Genomic DNA, 15,548 nt, shown 5'->3' on the forward strand with positions numbered 1-15,548 from the left:
TGGCGCGCCAGCCGCACGCCTTATAATATGTCGCTTATCATTCAATATTCCGCCCGGTGAACATGACGATCGACGCCCCCATAGACGCCGCACCGCCGCGTGCACCGGTCGCCTCCCCCATCGCCAGCCTGCTGACGGCGCCGATCCTGCCGACGCTGCTGCGGCTCGCGATCCCCAACATGATCGCGATGGTCGGCTCGACGCTGGTTGCGATCGCCGAGACCTCCTATATTGGCCGGCTCGGCACCATCCCGCTCGCGGCGATCGCGCTGGTGTTCCCGTTCGCGATGCTGACGCAGATGATGAGCGCGGGCGCGATGGGCGGCGGCGTCTCATCCGCGATCAGCCGCGCGCTCGGCGCCGGGGATCGCGGCCGCGCCGCGACCCTGGCGCTGCATGCCACCATCATCGGCCTCTGCGGCGGGCTGTTCTTCACGGTGATGATGCTCGTCTTCGGCCGCTCGTTCTTCACGCTGCTCGGCGGCCGCGAGCGCGTGCTCGAGGAAGCCAGCGGCTATTCGCGGGTGCTGTTCTCCGGCGCGGTCGCGATCTGGCTCGTCAACACGCTGGCCTCGGTGATCCGCGGCACCGGCGACATGCGCCTGCCCTCGATGACGCTGATCGGGGTGAGCGTGCTCCAGATCGCGCTCGGCGGCACGCTGGGGCTCGGCCTGTTCGGCGTGAAGCAATTCGGCATGCCGGGCGTCGCCGCCGGCCAGTTGATCGCATTCAGCTGCGCCGCGATCTTCTTCCTCTGGTATCTCCTGTCCGGCCGCAGCCGGCTGCCGCTGGATTTCCGCGCGTTTCATTTTGAGCGCGCGATGTTTCTGGACATTCTCAGGGTCGGCGCGGTTGCCTGCCTCTCGCCGCTCCAGACCGTGCTCACCATCCTGATCTTCACGAAGATTCTGGCAACGTTCGGCACCGAGATGCTGGCCGGTTACGGCATCGGCTCGCGGCTGGAATTTCTGCTGATCCCGATCACCTTTGCCATCGGCATCGCGTCGGTGCCGATGGTCGGCATGGCGATCGGCGCCGGACATGTGAAGCGCGCACGGCGCGTGGCCTGGACCGCAGCCGCGGCGTCCGCCCTCACCGTCGGCCTGATCGGCCTCGTCATCGCGCTCGATCCCGCGCTGTGGGTGTCGCTCTTCACGGCCGACCCCGGCGTCACCGCCGCCGCGCACAGCTATTTCCACTGGGCCGGCCCGGCCTTTGCGTTCTTCGGCATGGGCGTGTCGCTGTACTTCTCATCGCAGGGCGCGGCGCGCGTCGGCGGACCGGTGCTGGCCTCCACCGCGCGGCTTCTGATCGTCGCGATCGGAGGCATCGGCCTCATGATGGCGCAGGCGCCGGCCTGGACCTTGTTCGCGCTGGTCGGCGGCGCCATGATTGTGTTCGGGCTGTCGACCGCGGCCTCCGTCGCTTTCGCGCGCTGGGGCAAATGAGCGCAGGCAAATAAGCGCGGGAATGTGATTCCATCCAGGGTTGCGCTATCCCGCTAGGCTGCTATGGAGGCGCTCCACTTCGGGGCATCTCCATGAATACCAGATTCGCTACTCTCATCGTCCTTCTGGCTGCGCTGCTTGGCGCGACTGCCGCCCAAGCGCAGAGCGCCGACGGGACCTGGCTGACGCAGGCCGGCGATGCCCGCGTCAAGATCAGCAAGTGCAGCGGCGGCATCTGCGGCCATATCGTCTGGCTGCGCGAGCCCGCCGACACCGCGACCGGCCAGCCCGCCACCGACAGCAAGAATCCCAATCCTGCGCTGGCGAAACGGCCGATGATCGGCCTGCCGCTGTTCAGCGGCATGCAGCCGGCGGGGCCGAACAAATGGTCGGGCCAGATCTACAATGCCGACGACGGCAGCACCTATGCGAGCAGCGTCACGGCGATATCGGCAGATTCGCTGCGGGTCGAAGGTTGCGTCGGCGCGCTCTGCGGCGGCGAGACCTGGACGCGCTCGGGACGCTAGCGCTTCAAGCCATCATGGCCTTCAGGGCCGTCGCCGCCGAGGCATAGCCGCCCCGCGCGCCGTCGATGAAGTGCACGTGGTCGCTGCGCAGCGCGGACGGCGTGAAGCAGGTCATCATCGCGGCGTCCTGCTGGTAGAGGCCGTAGCGAACGATGCCGTCGCGCGCGGCAGCCGCGAGACGATCGCTGAGGGCGCGTTCGAGCTCGGCCGTGCAGTCGAGGATCATGCGCAGGCCGTCGTCATATTTCCTGAAGTCCGAGTTCTCGACCACCTGACGCTTGTAGAGGCTCGGCACGAAGCCGCCGACCTTGATGTCGAAGCGCATGATCAGATAGGCGAACAGCGTATAGGCCAGCACGCCGGCGCGGCGCGCGAGCAGCGGGCCGCCGCGCTTGGTGCGGGCTTCATAGTCCAGCCCCTGCGGCGGCCATTTCAGCGGCGGCCCCTGCGGCGGCACCGGACGGGCGCCGTCCGGGCTGCGCTCGACGAGGTGAATGACGTCCTCGATCACCTTGCGGAACGCCAGCGGGTCCGCAGCCCGCACCGGCATCACCAGAACCGACAGGATCAGGCCGCGCGCGGCCGGAATCACCTCGAAGCGGCAGGACAGGCCGGACAGATCCGGCTGCGTGCCGGCCGGCGCCTCGGCGACGGCGAACTCGCCGCGCTTCATCGCGGCATCGGCCCAGGCGAGCCCGCCGCCGGAGAACATCGCATAGGACAGGTTCGCCGACGGACCGAAGCGGGCGACGCGCACGTCGAGACCTTGCGCCCGGATCGCACTCACCGGCACCAGCGCAACACGCATCGTCAGATCGAGATCCTCCCGCACCCAGGTCGCGGTCGCAGCCAGCGCGTCGCGGGCGCGATCGAGATCGCCGGGCGCGACCGCAAAGCTGGCGCCGTCACCGCCGAACACGAAGGGAAATTCCCGTCCCTCCAGCGCATTGGTCACCGCCGCGATCACGGCGGCGCCAGCCATGTTGACCGCCTTGTAACGCTGCGCCGCGATCGCCTTGGTGGAATCGACGATGTCGGCGACACCGATGCTCCAGTCATCCGGCAGCGGCGCATAGAGCGCGGGGTCCATCAGGCTGGTGAAGCCGCGGAAGACGGGAATGCCGCCATAGAAGGATTCGCCTGATGTCATCGGGTGATGCCGAATGGTTGGGACGCGTCCAGGAGAAATACGTGGCAGGATCGATTCGGGTTCGCCGGCCGACGCGCCCCGAAGTCCCGATCATTGGCCGAAATGGAGGCGGACAACAAGATCGCACCGCGCCGCAATGCCGCAGTTCGTCATTGATCGGCATCAAACAGCCGGCCGCAAATGACGTTTACGGTTGAGCTATCTGAAATGGTTGCGCGGGATGATCGGGGTGTCTGATATTGGCAACAAGGACTCCACTTCGCCGGTACGCCGACGCACAGGGCTCGATGCGGTCAGTGCGGTGAAAATGCCTGAGGTGCTGACCGCCAGCGTCGATGCCTGGGCCGAGGCCCATCAACTGTCGCGCTCGGATGCGATCTGCAAGTTGGTCGAGCTCGGCCTGAGGATTGCGCCTGCCGCACCGGCATCAGGGTCCACGGTCGCCTCGGACGCGACCAGGCTCGAGGAGCTCGCGGTGCACGAGATCGAGGGACTGCTCGATCCCGCATTGCCGGAGGACGAACGCGAGCGCCGCATCCGCCGCCTCACCGAAGGGCCGCCGGAATTCTCACATGAACGGATTGACCTGCCGAAGCATCGGACGTGAGCGACTAGTGCAGCTTCTCATCCTCACGCTTGCGCAAGGCCTCGACAGACGCGTCATGGCAACCGACCAGGCGCACGAATTGCTGCGGATACATCTCGTGACCGTGACCGCCGGAATTCTGATGCGTCATCGGCGGACAACGGACGTCGTCCGGCTTCGCGCACGCTTGCTCCGTCCGGCCCTGATTTGAAGCGGTCATGTTTCGCATGGTCATGGACTGCTCCCTGTCGATTGGGGCAGATCGATTGACGTAACCCAATCGATTGCGGGGGCATCTTACGACCAAATCCGGTCGAATGTCATTGCGCCGAATCAATGCAATTGTGGCGATGAAGTTCCGCTTTACGCCGTATTCCCGGCGTCGACCGTGAACACGGTGCCCGTGACGTTGCGGCCACCCTCGCCAAGCAGATATTCCACCATGCGTGCGACGTCTTCCGTCTCCGGCAGCCGGCGCAATGCACTTCGCCCCGCGATGCGCTTGCGTCCCTCGTCGGAGAGATTGTGGGTCAGCTCGGTGTCGATGAAGCCAGGCGCGATCGCGTTCACGGTGATGCCGAGCTTGCCGACCTCGCGCGCGAGCGAGCGGGTGAAGCCGGTGGCGGCGGCCTTGGTCGCGCCATAGACGGACAGGCCGTTATAGCCGGTGGTCGCGATGATCGAGGAGATGTTGATGATGCGGCCTGCGCCATCGGCCATCATCTGCCGCGCGACATATTTGGTGAGGATGATCGGCGACAGCACGTTGAGCTGCACCAGCGCCTCGATCTCGGAATTGTGCATGGTGGCGAGCAGGCCTTCGGTGCCGAGGCCGGCATTGTTGACAAGGCCGTAGATCGGGCCGAATTCGTCACGCGCGAGCTTTGCGAAAGCGGGAATCGCGTCGATCACCGCGAGATCGCAGGCGCGGAAATGCAGGCGACCCTCGGACTCAGCGATCGCCGCCTTGAGCTCGTCGCTCTCGCGCCGCGCCGCAGCGATCACGTTGTAGCCGGCGCCGACGAGGCGCTTGCCGATCGCAAGGCCGATACCGCGGCTGCCGCCGGTGACGAGGACATTATGCATCGGTGCGCGCCAATTTTCCGGCCGGGGTGACATCAAGCGTCTCGACGAAGCGGATCACCGCCGGCACCTTGTGGGAAGCGAGCTGAGCACGACATTGATCYAGGATCTGGTCRCGAATCTCCTGCGCGCGCGCCGGATCGGTGCCGTCGGCGAGGATCACGTCGGCGACGACAATGCCGCCGGTGATCGGACTCTTCCGCGACTTGGCCCGCGACATCCGCACGTCGGAATGGCGGTTGATGACCGCCTCGATCTCTTCGGGGTGGACCTTCAGCCCACCGATATTGATGATGCCGCCGCGGCGGCCGACGAAGTAATAGCGGTCGCCGCGCAGCTCGACGATGTCGCCGCTGTCGACAAACCCGTCGTCGTCGGTGAGCGCGGTGGCGTTGCGGCCGATATAGGCATGCGCCGTGCGTGTGGAACGGATGCGCAGCGAGCCGTCCACGACCTTCATCTCGACGCCGTTGCGGTTGCCGAGATAGTCGGCCGGAAAGCCTTCGAGCCCGTCGTTGACGGCGAAGCCGACGCCGGCCTCGGTCGAGGCATAGGCATGGCCGACGGAGGAATCGGGGAACGCCGCCTTCAGGCCGTCTAGCACCGCCTGGTCGGCAATCTCGCCGGAGAGACGGACGTAAGCCGGCGCGAATTGCGCGGCCGAGCCGCTCATCAGAAGCTTGCGCCAGTGCGAGGGCGTACCGGAGATGTGCGAGACGCCGAGCGCATTCAGCCGCGTAACGTGATCGGCGAGCGCCTCATGCGGATCCGACAGCACCATGGAGCCGCCGGAGAGAATGGCGCGGAGGAAGATCTGGAGGCCGCCATAACGGCGAATGTCGTAGAACGTCGCCCAGACCGGCGCCGGTCCGCGCGCGGGGCCTTCGGCGACGATCGCACCGGTCAGCGCTTCCAGCGTATGGCCGGCGATCTTGGGCACGCCTGACGTGCCCGAGGTCAGCATCAGCCATTCGGTGGCGCGCTCGGTCTGCGCGGGCACGGTGGTTTGAAGCGGCAATCGAGCGGTGACGACCAGCGGCACGCCGGTCTCGGCCCAGCGATCGGGCTCGTCGGTGACGACGGCATCGATCCCGGCATCCGCGATCAGCGCGTCCAGATAGGCCGGGTTGAGATCGGGCGGACAGAGCAGCATGCGGCGGGCGATGCCGTCGAGCTCGATCATGGCGATGCCCGACCGGAGCTGGTCGGACACTTTGAGCAGCACGGCGCGGCCGGACAGCTCGCGCAGGCGGCCGCCCAAGACGGTCTGCGACAGGATGTCGGTCAGCGACACGACATCGTGCGCATCCGACAGCGTGCGGCCCTTCAGCTCCGCGCCGAGATTGTCGCGAAGCGCAAAGGTCTCACGCGGGGACATTTTCGTAGGCCCGCACGAAATCGCCGATCGTGGCGGGGAACGCTGCGTCCTCGGAAATGGTGAAGGGATCGACGCCGGTTTCGTCCTCGAGCCGGGCGACGAGGATCGCGAAGGCGAGGGAGTCGAAACCGGTCTCGTGCAGGGACAGATCGTCCGAGAGTGCGGGAAGCGCGACGTGCTGTTCCCTGGCGATCTGCTGGATCGCTTCTATGACCTTGGACCTTACCGACATGGCTGGCTTGCCCCTTGCTTTGTTGATCGATCGGATGTCTTGCGGCGGCTCTTGATGACCGCCTCCCCATGGGGTCTGTTTACCCGACAGAAGTAAATGGCTTCTTGGACAATTCAGATAAAATTGGACCTATCTGGCGGATTTTGGTTCCGCTAGAGCCTCATCGTACCACCCGCGATCTGAGCATAGGCGCTGGAATCGAGTGCGACATAGGTGCCGGACTTCGGATCGAGCATGAACAGCGGATCGGAGATCGCGCCCGGGTCAAATCCCTCGCGAGCGAGCTCGCCTTTCTTCTGCTTGAACGTCTCGGTCGCATCGAGCTCGCGTGAGATGCGGATGAAGACCGGGCGGGCGTAAGCCGGCAGGCGCCGCGCGAGATGCGCAGGCAATGCCGCGACGTCAAAACCCTCGTTCACGACGATCGCGCTCATCCCGGCGCGGCCATCAGTGCCGGGGATGCTGACGCCGTAAGTGGTGGCGTCGATGACGCCGGTAAAATCGCGGATGGCGTCGTTGACCTCCGAGGTCGCGACGTTCTCGCCCTTCCAGCGAAAAGTGTCGCCGATGCGATCGACGAAATGAAAGAAGCCCTTGTCGTCGAGCCGCATCAGATCGCCGGTGCGGAACCACGCATCGCCCTTGGCGAAGACATCGCGCAGGATCTTCTTCTCGGTCTCGCCCGCGTCGGTGTAACCCTCGAAGCGGCCGCCGCCTTGGTCCGCCGTGCCGATGCGGCCGATGGCTTCGCCCGCCTCGCCGCGGGCGGAGGCAATGCAAAGCCCCTCTTCATTGCGCAATGGCGCGCCGCTATCAGGGTCGAGCTTGACGAGGCTCGCAGGAAAGCGATGCGCGAGCAGCGGCGGGATGCGCCCGATCGCGCCCGGCTGGCCCTCGACGTTGAACAGGGAGAAATTGCCTTCGGTCGCCGCATAGAATTCGAGGATGCGGGGAATGGCGAAGCGGGTCTGAAAGTCCTCCCAGATGTCGCCGCGCAGGCCGTTGCCGCAGACGAGCCGCAGGCGATGGCGGTTTTCGTATTCCGACGGCGGCGCCTTGAGCAGATAGCGGCAGAGCTCGCCGATATACTGGAACAGCGTGCAGTCGTGCCGCACGATGTCGGGCCAGAAATTCGACGCCGAGAACTTGTCCGCGATGACCACCGAGCCGCCGGCGGCCAGCATGCTGCACGGCGCGACGATGCCGCCGACCGAGTGGAATAGCGGCAGACAATCGTAGAGCCGATCCTGTGGCCCGGCGCCAGTGAGGCCGGCGAACCAAAAGCCCCAATTGAGGATTCGGCGATGGCTGATGCTGGCGGCCTTGGGCAGGCCCGTGGTGCCGGACGTGTAGATCAGCAGTGCACGGTCGTCGATGGTGACGTCGCCGTGCTCTTCGGGATCAAGCGGGCCGTCGTCGAGAGCGGCAAGCGCGACATCGATGGCACGTTCGCTGCGGGCATCGCCATGGGTCCAGACCTTGGCCTCGGTCTTCAGATGCGGCTTCGCACTCTCCAGCGTCTCCACCAGGTCGTGCGCGACGATGATGTGCTGGGGCCTCGCAACATCGAGGCAATGGGCGAGCGATTGCCCGACAAGCTTGGTATTGATCAGCGCCACCACACCGCCGACGCGGCTGATGCCGAGCCAGGCGGCGACATAGTCGATGCCGTTCGGCATGATCAGGCCGACAGTGTCCCCCTTGGCGACGCCGACCGAGCGCGCCCAGCGCGCATAGCGGTTGATGCGTTTCGACAAACCTTCGTAGTCGAGCGTTGCGTCATCCGTGACCAGCGCAACGCGATCGGGCTGACGCTGCGCCCAATCGTCGATGACGTCGGCAAACAGCCTGCCCGGCAGCGTCTCGATCCGCGCGGTGAGCTCGATCGCCTTCAGCCAGATCTTTGACGCCGATGGCGCGCGCGCGGCCTTCGGTTGCTCGATGACGCCGGTGGTCATGCCGTTCATGCTTTCGGAACGTGTCTGCTGGTTCCGCCAGCTTAGTCCGCGCGCCCTGCCCAGGTGTTAAGAGACAAGGTAAAAGCCCGTTAGTGCGCGATTAACTCTGGTCATCCTTTACCAAGCCGACGGGACCGGCGCGCGGCCTGGCGTGACCCTTGCGATAGCAAATCGACGACGATGCGGCTGATGCCGCATCACCGAGAGGCGCACAATCGAGCGATCTGTGCGGATCGCTAGTACACCTTCTTGTGGGGCCGGCGCGGCGGCGGCCCGTTAAAGGCGTAATAAGGATTGACGTCGCACGTCGCGGCGAGCCCTGACGCCGTGGCACGGCATTGCTGCAACGAAGTGAAGGTGCAGTCGTAATAATCACTGCCCCCGCCGCCGGGGCCGCCGCCAGTGTAGCGGTGCATGCAAACGGGATAGGCCGGATCGTATCTCTGCGCGCTGGCATCCGCTACGCCCAGCAGCGTGAAGATCGCGGTGAGGGTCAGGATGGGCAAGCGCATGGAGAAATCCTCAAATCGGTGGCGCCGGCGACTCTGATGCCGGCGACCTCATATGGCATAACACCGCGCCGGAGGCGACTGTTCCCGAGGACATATGACGGCAAGGTGAGTATGGCGCGCTGTAGAGACGCGACCGTCTTGCCGGTTGCCTTGCACAAGCCCGCAGGCGTCACGGCCGGGACTTGCCCCCGGCCTGACGCGTAGCGGCTAGCCGAGCCCCTGCAGCACCAGCCGGTTCAGCCTCGCCGCAAACGCCGCCRGATCTTCCGGCAATTCGCCATCCAGGATCTGCGCCTGCTCGAGCAGGAGCAGGCCGAGATCGTCGACCGTCTTCGAACCGGCCTGCGCCTTGGTGATCGCGGTGACCAGGGGATGGCGCAGATTGATCTCGAGGATCGGCTTGGTGCGCATGCCGCGGTTCTGCTGCGCCAGGATGCGCTCGAGCTCGCGGCTCGGGCCCTGGCTGTCGGCGACGAGGCAGGAGGCGGAGCTCGTGAGGCGCGTCGAAGCCTTGACGTCGCTGACGCGCTCGCCGAGCGCGGCCTTGATCACGGCGATGGTGGCGGCTTCATCCGCCTCGGGCTCGTCCTTCTTCGCTTCGTCCTTGTCGTCGACGCGCGGGATCAGATCGAGGTTGAGATCGCCCTGGCTCAGCGACTTCAGCGGCTTGCCCTCGAACTCCGTCGGCATCGAGGTCCAGAACGCATCGACGGGATCGGACAGCAGCAGCACCTCGATGCCGCGCGCGGTCGCCGCCTCCAGCCGCGGATTGGATTTCAGCCGCTCGATGCTCTCGCCGACCAGATAATAGATCTCGGTCTGGTTCGGCTTGAAATCGGCGATGATCTGCTTCAGCGACCGCTTCTCGCCTGACGTCGTGGTGAAGCGCGACAGCGCCAGCAGCTTCTCGCGGCGCTCGAAATCCTCGTAGATGCCTTCCTTCAGAACCGCGCCGAAGGCGTCCCAGATCTTGGCAAAATTCTCCGCGTCCTTCTCGGCGAGGCTTTCGAGCTCGGACACGACGCGTGTCGCCACGGCCTTGCGGATCTGGGCCAGCTGCGGATTGTTCTGCAGCATCTCGCGGGAGATGTTGAGGGGGAGATCCTCGCTGTCGACCACGCCGCGGATGAAGCGCAAATAACCCGGCAAGAGGTCGGCATCGTCGGTGATGAAGACGCGGCGGACGTAGAGCTTCACCCGGCCCTTGCGGTTCGGCTCGAACAGGTCGAACGGCTTGGTCGACGGCGCGAACAGCAGCACGGCGTAGGAGTAGCGGCCCTCGGCGCGGTAGTGCAGCGTCATCGCGGGATCGTCGAAGGCGGACGCAATCTGCTGATAGGCCTTCTTGTAGTCTTCTGCCGAAAGCTCGGATTTCGAGCGCTGCCACAGCGCGCTCGCCGAGTTGATCTGGCGCGGCTCGCCCTCTTCCGGCACGAGCTCGATGGGAAACAGGATGTTGTCGGAATAGGCACTGACGATGCGCTCGATCTCGTAGGCCTCGAGATATTTCTTGGCGTCGTCCTTCAGGTGCAGGACGATCTCGGTGCCGCGCACGACGCGCGCCGCTTCCTCGTCGCCCGCCCGGGCGATCTCGAAGCCGGAGCCGCCGGAGGACGACCAGCTCCAGACGTCGCTCTCGCCGGCGCGGCGGCTGACGACGACGATCTTGTCGGCGACCATGAAGGCGGAATAGAAGCCGACGCCGAACTGGCCGATCAGGCCGAGGCCGTCCTTGGCCTCCCTGAGTTTGGACACGAAGGCCTTGGTGCCGGAACGGGCGATGGTGCCGAGATGGTCGATCAGCTCCTGCCGCTCCATGCCGATGCCGTTATCGGCGATCGTGAGCGTGCCGGCCGTCTTGTCCGGGATGATGCGGATCTTGAGCGCGTCGCCCTCGCCCAGCAGCGCCGGACTGGCGATCGCCTCGTAGCGTAGCTTGTCACAGGCATCCGAGGCGTTGGAGACGAGCTCGCGCAGGAAGATGTCGGTCTCCGAATAGACGGAGTGCACCATGAGGTGCAGCAGCTCGGAAACCTCGGCCTGGAATGGCTGCGTATGCACAGCCGTATCTGACGTCGTCATGCGTTTACCCGGTCAATCGAAAAGGGGAAAACCGGGATATAACGCGATGAGACAGCGGATCAAGAGGACGTGAGAAGCCGCCCCTGCCCGTGACAGAGGCAACTGTCCCTTGGCCCCGGCGATCAGGTCACGCAGCGGCCCGGCTGGAGCAGCTTGGCGACCTCGGTCAGGGAGCTGACCATCGGCTCGCAAGCGATGGTCGGCTTGTTGCGGCCCTGCTTCTGGTTCTGGTTCTGGAGCGCCGCGGGCGGCTTGGCGTTGCCGGTCTCGATCACCGCGGGGACCCGCAGCAGCACCGAGGTATCGGCAAGGTCGTTTAGCCGCATCGACACGGTGCGGGTGGAAACCACTCCCGGCTTGATCTCGGCGAGCCGGTCGGCCTTGCCGGTCCGGTTGACCTCGTGGCCGGGCTTGTCGGCGACCGCCTGCCAGCGGTCGGCCAGATCATGGCCGGAGGCCAGTTGTACCTGCACCGCGCCGAGCGTTGCGACAATCGCGACGGCGCCCAAAAATACCTTTTGAATCTGTGACATGGCTGTCGACCCCTCGCCCCATGGCGATCGCGGGAACAACGCGGCCGGAGGAGCGGGGGTTCTCGGCGGAAACGATCACTTAACCGTGTGCAAAAAAGTCGCGCCCCGAAAAATATTTCCGGAGCCCTGGAACGACTTTCGCGGCTGGGAGTCATCTCAGCAGCCGGCTATTCCCCCCCTGCCCCATAAGCCGGCGACGTAGGGCGCGACTGTGGTGATGCCAGTCGCGCCTTACTTTTGTCTGGGGTTCACTTCGCCTTCCCAGCCAGCCACGCCCGCCCCTCGCCATAGAGCTTCTCGACCTCGGCGCCGGTCAGGCCCGGCATGTCGCGCTTGACCTTGTAGCCGATCAGCTCCTGCATGTAGGCGAGATGGCGGTAGCCTTCGGGCAACGCGGCGAGCGCTGTCTGGTCGAGGCGGAGCGTCGCAGCGGGATCGACCGGGTCGATCCGGTCCTTCTCGTAGATCGGCTGGCGGCGGACGATGCCCCAACGGCCCTGCCGCTTCTCCAGGAAATCGTAGAAGCGCCCGGTGCAGACGACGTCGCAGAGCACATCGTGCACGAGCGCCCGCTGCGAGATCGTCATCTTGGTCTGCGCAATGGCGCGCTCGCCGGACAAATCGATGCTGGTGCCGCCGAGGAAATGCAGGATGCGGACGCCCTTGGCAAAGCCCTCCTGGCTGACGCGGATGAAGTCCCGCGCCGGTCCCTGAAACCAGGTGGCCGACATCCAGCCTTCCTCATGCCAGACGGTCACAAAGCGCTCCCAGTCGCCGGCATCGCGCCACACCGCCCAGTTCTCGACGAGATCGCGGATGGCGAGACGATCGAGCAGCGCTTGGTCCATGGGCACATCTCCGGTTGCGGGCCGCAGCGGGGGCCGCCGCAGAGGTATGAGCGGCGAAATCGACGGCCGTCAAGCGCGGGAAGGCGCCCCAGGAAATCGCGGCAAGAAATCGCGGCAAGAAAAATCCGGCGCACCTTGCGGTACGCCGGATCAGATGATCGTCAACCAATCTCAGGCCGCAGCCACCCTGATTACGCCGCCGGCGCCTTCGGGGCGCGGTTGCGCGAGTTGCGCTGGAAGAACAGCGCCTGGCTCGCAACCGCCGACACCATCGCCGGCTGGAACGGCTTCGAGATCAGGAACGCCGGCTCGGGGCGCTCGCCGGTGAGGAAGCGCTCCGGATAGGCCGTGATGAACACCACCGGTACCTCGAAGGTGCGCAGCAATTCGTTGACCGCATCGAGACCCGACGATCCGTCGGCGAGCTGGATGTCGGCGAGGATCAGGCCGGGCCGCCTGTTCTTGGCCAGCGCCACAGCATCGGCATGGGTGCGCGCGACGCCGACGACGTTGTGGCCGAGATTCTTCACCAGGCTCTCGAGATCCATGGCGATGAAGGTCTCGTCCTCGATGATCAGCACTTCGGTGGCGATCTCCGCCGCCATCTCGCGTCCCGCAGCGTCCGCGAGCCGCCGCGTCTCGGCGACATCGGTGCCGAGGATGTAGCCGACCTCCTCTTCCGAGAATCCCTCGAGCGAAAGCAGCAGGAAGGCTTGCCGCGGCAGCGGCGTGATGTTCGACAGCCGCCGCTCCGGCGGCATCGGCAGGGTCGTCACCTCGGCGTCGTCGTTGACAGAGACGGAATTCCAGATCTGGGTGAACAGCCGGAACAGGCCGGCCCGTGGCCCATGGCTCTCGTCGAGCACGGCGGGATCCCCGAGCATGGCTTCCAACATGGCTGCGACATAGGCGTCGCCGGAAGCCTGGCTGCCCGTCAGGGCGCGTGCATACCGGCGCAACAACGGCAAGTGTTCAGCGACAAGCTGTGAACGGGACATCCCCACTCCATTCATCTTCGGACCGACCTTAGAAGACTTAGAGAGATCACGAGGGGAGGCCCGGGTTCCCCTGCTCGGGCTGACTACGCCTCAGGGCAAGAAAAGTTCCGTAGCTGGCGGAACTTTTTCTCGAACCTGGAATTGAGCCTATCCAGGGAACGGCTCCCGGTTGAGAAAACTTCTCGAATTTACAGTCACTTAACTCGGGGAAACGTGGAACAGGTCATGAAAGATCTCAAGTCTCAAGTCAGCAAAAGCACGACCCCCGGCAAGGGAGGGCTCACTCCGGAGATCCAATCCCGGATCGGGCATCAGCTCCGCGCCATGTACGACGACGTCGTCCGGCAGGGGGTTCCGGATCGGTTCGCGGAACTGATCAAGAAGCTTGATGCGCCGGGAGCGACACCCCACGTGGAAAATGAGGGCGGATCCAACGACAACAACAATGGGAGGGATTAATGCCTCTCACGGACTCCCTGCGTAACGACATCCTCGCGGMCGTGCCAAGTCTGCGCGCGTTCGCGATCTCGCTCAGCGGCAACGCCGACCGCGCCGACGATCTGGTGCAGGAAACGCTGTTGCGTGCGCTGGCCAACATCGACTCATTCCAGCCCGGCTCCAACCTGCCGGCCTGGCTGTTCACGATCCTGCGCAACCTGTTCCGCTCCGACTATCGCAAGCGGCGGCGCGAGGTCGAGGACGCCGAGGGCAATTATGCGAAGACGCTGAAGACACAGCCCTCGCAGAACGCGCATCTCGAGTTCGAGGAGTTTCGCACCGCGCTCGAAAAGCTCCCGCAGGACCAGCGCGAAGCGCTGATCCTGGTCGGCGCCTCCGGCTTCTCCTATGAGGACGCAGCGTCGATCTGCGGCTGTGCGGTCGGCACGATCAAGAGCCGGGTCAACCGTGCACGATCGAAACTCGCCGCGCTGCTCTATGTCGACGGCGCCGAGGATTTCGGGCCCGACGAGACCGTGCGCGCCGTGATCGGCGGCAGCGGCGGATAACGGCAGGCCGTCATCGGACTGAGGCGACAAATGGAAAGGCGGCCGTTCACGCGGCCGCCTTTCCGTGCGTCTGATGGCGCTGCTTGAGCCGCTAGATCACTCGTCCGCGAAGGTCACGGTCTCGGCGACGCTCGCCCGCGAGGTGCGGTAGCTGTTGACCTTGTGGGCGTGGTCGGCATAGCCGAACGAGATGCCGCAAACGACGCGGCGGTCATCGGGCAGATTGAAGTGACGGCGGATCAGGCCGGAGTGCCGCGCCAGCGCGGCCTGCGGAATGGTGCCGAGCCCGAGCGCCTGGGCGGCCAGCATGAAATTGGAGACATAGGCGCCGCAATCGATCGCGCCGTAGATGCCGAGCGGTTCGTTGGTGTGGATGACAGCGACATGCGGCGCGCCGAAGAAATTGTAGTTCTCCAGCGCCTGCTTGGCGTAGCCGCTTCTGTCGCCGCGGGGGATCCCGAGCGTGTTGTAGAGCTGAAACCCGCTTTCGCGGCGGCGATCGAGATAGACGCCGACATATTCGCGCGGCGGGGTGAAATCGTAATCGTCGCCAAGTCCGCCGGAGGCTTCCTTGTAGATCAGCTGGCGAAAGCGCTCCTTGGCCTCGCCGCTGGCGATGATGACCTGCCAGGGCTGGCTATTACACCAGGACGCGGTGCGCTGCGCGGTCTTCAGCACATGCTCGATGGTGGCGCGATCGACCTCCTTGGGCAGGAAGGCGCGCACCGAGTAGCGCTCGTTGAGGAGCTCTTCGAGCACGCCGATGCGGTCTTGGGTTTGGCTCACTTTTGCATCCATGTTTAGCTCGCGCTCTTTTCTTCGTAGGGTGGGTTAGCCGAAGGCGTAATCCACCTCTTCTGTCTTCGCGGAAATTAAAGAGGTGGGTTACGCTTCGCTAACCCACCCTACAATCTGAGATCAGCGCCCCTTGGTCGGGATCTTGTTATACGGCACGTCCTTGTCGACGCGGATGTCGCCCGGCAGGCCCAGAACGCGCTCTGCGATGATGTTGCGCAGGATCTCGTCGGTGCCGCCGGCGATGCGCATCGAGGGCGAGGACAGCAGCATCTGCTGGAACTGGCCCTGCACCGTCTCCTCGTCRCTGCCGGTGAGAACGCCGGCCGCGCCCTGGAGGTCCATGGCGTAGGTCGCGATGTCCTGGAGCATCATGCCCGAGACCAGCTTGCCGATCGAGTTCTCCGGGCC

General features: G+C 65.2%; 18 protein-coding genes. 5 read left to right on the top strand and 13 right to left on the bottom strand.

Annotation, left to right across the window (positions count from 1 at the left end):
• Nucleotides 1-62: 62 nt before the first annotated feature.
• On the top strand, nt 63-1,448 hold the full coding sequence (locus AC1D00_RS05110) for an MATE family efflux transporter (protein WP_477009906.1): 1,386 nt from the start codon (nt 63-65) through the stop codon (nt 1,446-1,448).
• Nucleotides 1,449-1,540: 92 nt separating this feature from the next.
• Nucleotides 1,541-1,975: a DUF2147 domain-containing protein gene (locus AC1D00_RS05115; RefSeq protein WP_477009907.1), complete on the top strand. Its 435-nt coding sequence runs from the start codon at nt 1,541-1,543 to the stop codon at nt 1,973-1,975.
• Between the two features lie 4 nt (nt 1,976-1,979).
• On the opposite strand, the gene AC1D00_RS05120 is transcribed toward AC1D00_RS05115, so the two are convergent.
• Nucleotides 1,980-3,125, bottom strand: a complete 1,146-nt coding sequence (locus AC1D00_RS05120; protein ID WP_477009908.1) for a DUF3095 domain-containing protein — start codon at nt 3,123-3,125, stop codon at nt 1,980-1,982.
• A gap of 220 nt (nt 3,126-3,345) precedes the next feature.
• Between AC1D00_RS05120 and AC1D00_RS05125 the strand changes: the two genes are divergently transcribed.
• Nucleotides 3,346-3,732, top strand: a complete 387-nt coding sequence (locus AC1D00_RS05125; protein WP_477009909.1) for a hypothetical protein — start codon at nt 3,346-3,348, stop codon at nt 3,730-3,732.
• A 4-nt stretch (nt 3,733-3,736) separates the two neighbouring features.
• On the opposite strand, the gene AC1D00_RS05130 is transcribed toward AC1D00_RS05125, so the two are convergent.
• The 10 genes from AC1D00_RS05130 to AC1D00_RS05175 all read right to left on the bottom strand — a co-directional run bounded on the left by AC1D00_RS05130 (nt 3,737) and on the right by AC1D00_RS05175 (nt 13,335).
• Nucleotides 3,737-3,946: a hypothetical protein gene (locus tag AC1D00_RS05130; protein ID WP_404552571.1), complete on the bottom strand. Its 210-nt coding sequence runs from the start codon at nt 3,944-3,946 to the stop codon at nt 3,737-3,739.
• 128 nt (nt 3,947-4,074) lie between these two features.
• Nucleotides 4,075-4,797, bottom strand: coding sequence for an SDR family NAD(P)-dependent oxidoreductase (locus tag AC1D00_RS05135; protein WP_404552570.1), 723 nt, complete (start codon nt 4,795-4,797; stop codon nt 4,075-4,077).
• A complete protein-coding gene (locus AC1D00_RS05140; protein WP_477009910.1) occupies nt 4,790-6,172 on the bottom strand; it encodes a class I adenylate-forming enzyme family protein in 1,383 nt (460 codons plus the stop codon). Before AC1D00_RS05140 ends, AC1D00_RS05135 begins: the two co-directional genes overlap by 8 nt.
• Nucleotides 6,159-6,404 (bottom strand): acyl carrier protein, encoded by a 246-nt coding sequence (locus AC1D00_RS05145; protein ID WP_404552567.1) that lies wholly within the window; start codon nt 6,402-6,404, stop codon nt 6,159-6,161. The genes AC1D00_RS05140 and AC1D00_RS05145 overlap by 14 nt, the downstream gene beginning before the upstream one ends.
• Nucleotides 6,405-6,556: 152 nt before the next feature.
• The gene (locus tag AC1D00_RS05150) at nt 6,557-8,371 is read right to left on the bottom strand and encodes a long-chain-acyl-CoA synthetase (protein ID WP_477009911.1); all 1,815 of its coding nucleotides are present in this window, start codon (nt 8,369-8,371) and stop codon (nt 6,557-6,559) included.
• Nucleotides 8,372-8,598: 227 nt separating this feature from the next.
• Nucleotides 8,599-8,874 (bottom strand): DUF3551 domain-containing protein, encoded by a 276-nt coding sequence (locus AC1D00_RS05155; protein WP_135175494.1) that lies wholly within the window; start codon nt 8,872-8,874, stop codon nt 8,599-8,601.
• 207 nt (nt 8,875-9,081) lie between these two features.
• On the bottom strand, nt 9,082-10,956 hold the full coding sequence (htpG, locus tag AC1D00_RS05160) for a molecular chaperone HtpG (RefSeq protein WP_477009912.1): 1,875 nt from the start codon (nt 10,954-10,956) through the stop codon (nt 9,082-9,084).
• 122 nt (nt 10,957-11,078) lie between these two features.
• Complete coding sequence (locus AC1D00_RS05165; RefSeq protein WP_477009913.1) at nt 11,079-11,489, bottom strand: hypothetical protein; 411 nt, start codon at nt 11,487-11,489, stop codon at nt 11,079-11,081.
• Nucleotides 11,490-11,737: 248 nt separating this feature from the next.
• Entirely contained in the window at nt 11,738-12,337 is a 600-nt protein-coding gene (locus tag AC1D00_RS05170; RefSeq protein ID WP_477009914.1) for a nuclear transport factor 2 family protein, read from the bottom strand.
• Between the two features lie 191 nt (nt 12,338-12,528).
• Complete coding sequence (locus tag AC1D00_RS05175) at nt 12,529-13,335, bottom strand: response regulator (RefSeq protein ID WP_167770952.1); 807 nt, start codon at nt 13,333-13,335, stop codon at nt 12,529-12,531.
• Between the two features lie 225 nt (nt 13,336-13,560).
• On the opposite strand from AC1D00_RS05175, the gene AC1D00_RS05180 reads away from it, so the two are divergent.
• Together AC1D00_RS05180 and AC1D00_RS05185 are read left to right on the top strand one after the other, a co-directional pair.
• Nucleotides 13,561-13,794: a NepR family anti-sigma factor gene (locus AC1D00_RS05180; RefSeq protein ID WP_477009915.1), complete on the top strand. Its 234-nt coding sequence runs from the start codon at nt 13,561-13,563 to the stop codon at nt 13,792-13,794.
• A complete protein-coding gene (locus AC1D00_RS05185; protein WP_477009916.1) occupies nt 13,794-14,342 on the top strand; it encodes a sigma-70 family RNA polymerase sigma factor in 549 nt (182 codons plus the stop codon). The genes AC1D00_RS05180 and AC1D00_RS05185 overlap by 1 nt, the downstream gene beginning before the upstream one ends.
• Nucleotides 14,343-14,438: 96 nt before the next feature.
• Here the strand turns inward: AC1D00_RS05185 and AC1D00_RS05190 are convergent, their stop codons facing one another.
• Nucleotides 14,439-15,140, bottom strand: a complete 702-nt coding sequence (locus AC1D00_RS05190) for a nitroreductase (RefSeq protein WP_477009917.1) — start codon at nt 15,138-15,140, stop codon at nt 14,439-14,441.
• Nucleotides 15,141-15,260: 120 nt separating this feature from the next.
• A partial coding sequence (locus tag AC1D00_RS05195; protein WP_477009918.1) for an acyl-CoA dehydrogenase family protein occupies nt 15,261-15,548 on the bottom strand: 288 nt, incomplete at its 5' end.

It is taken from the genome of Bradyrhizobium sp. P2_E8, from assembly GCF_056403875.1.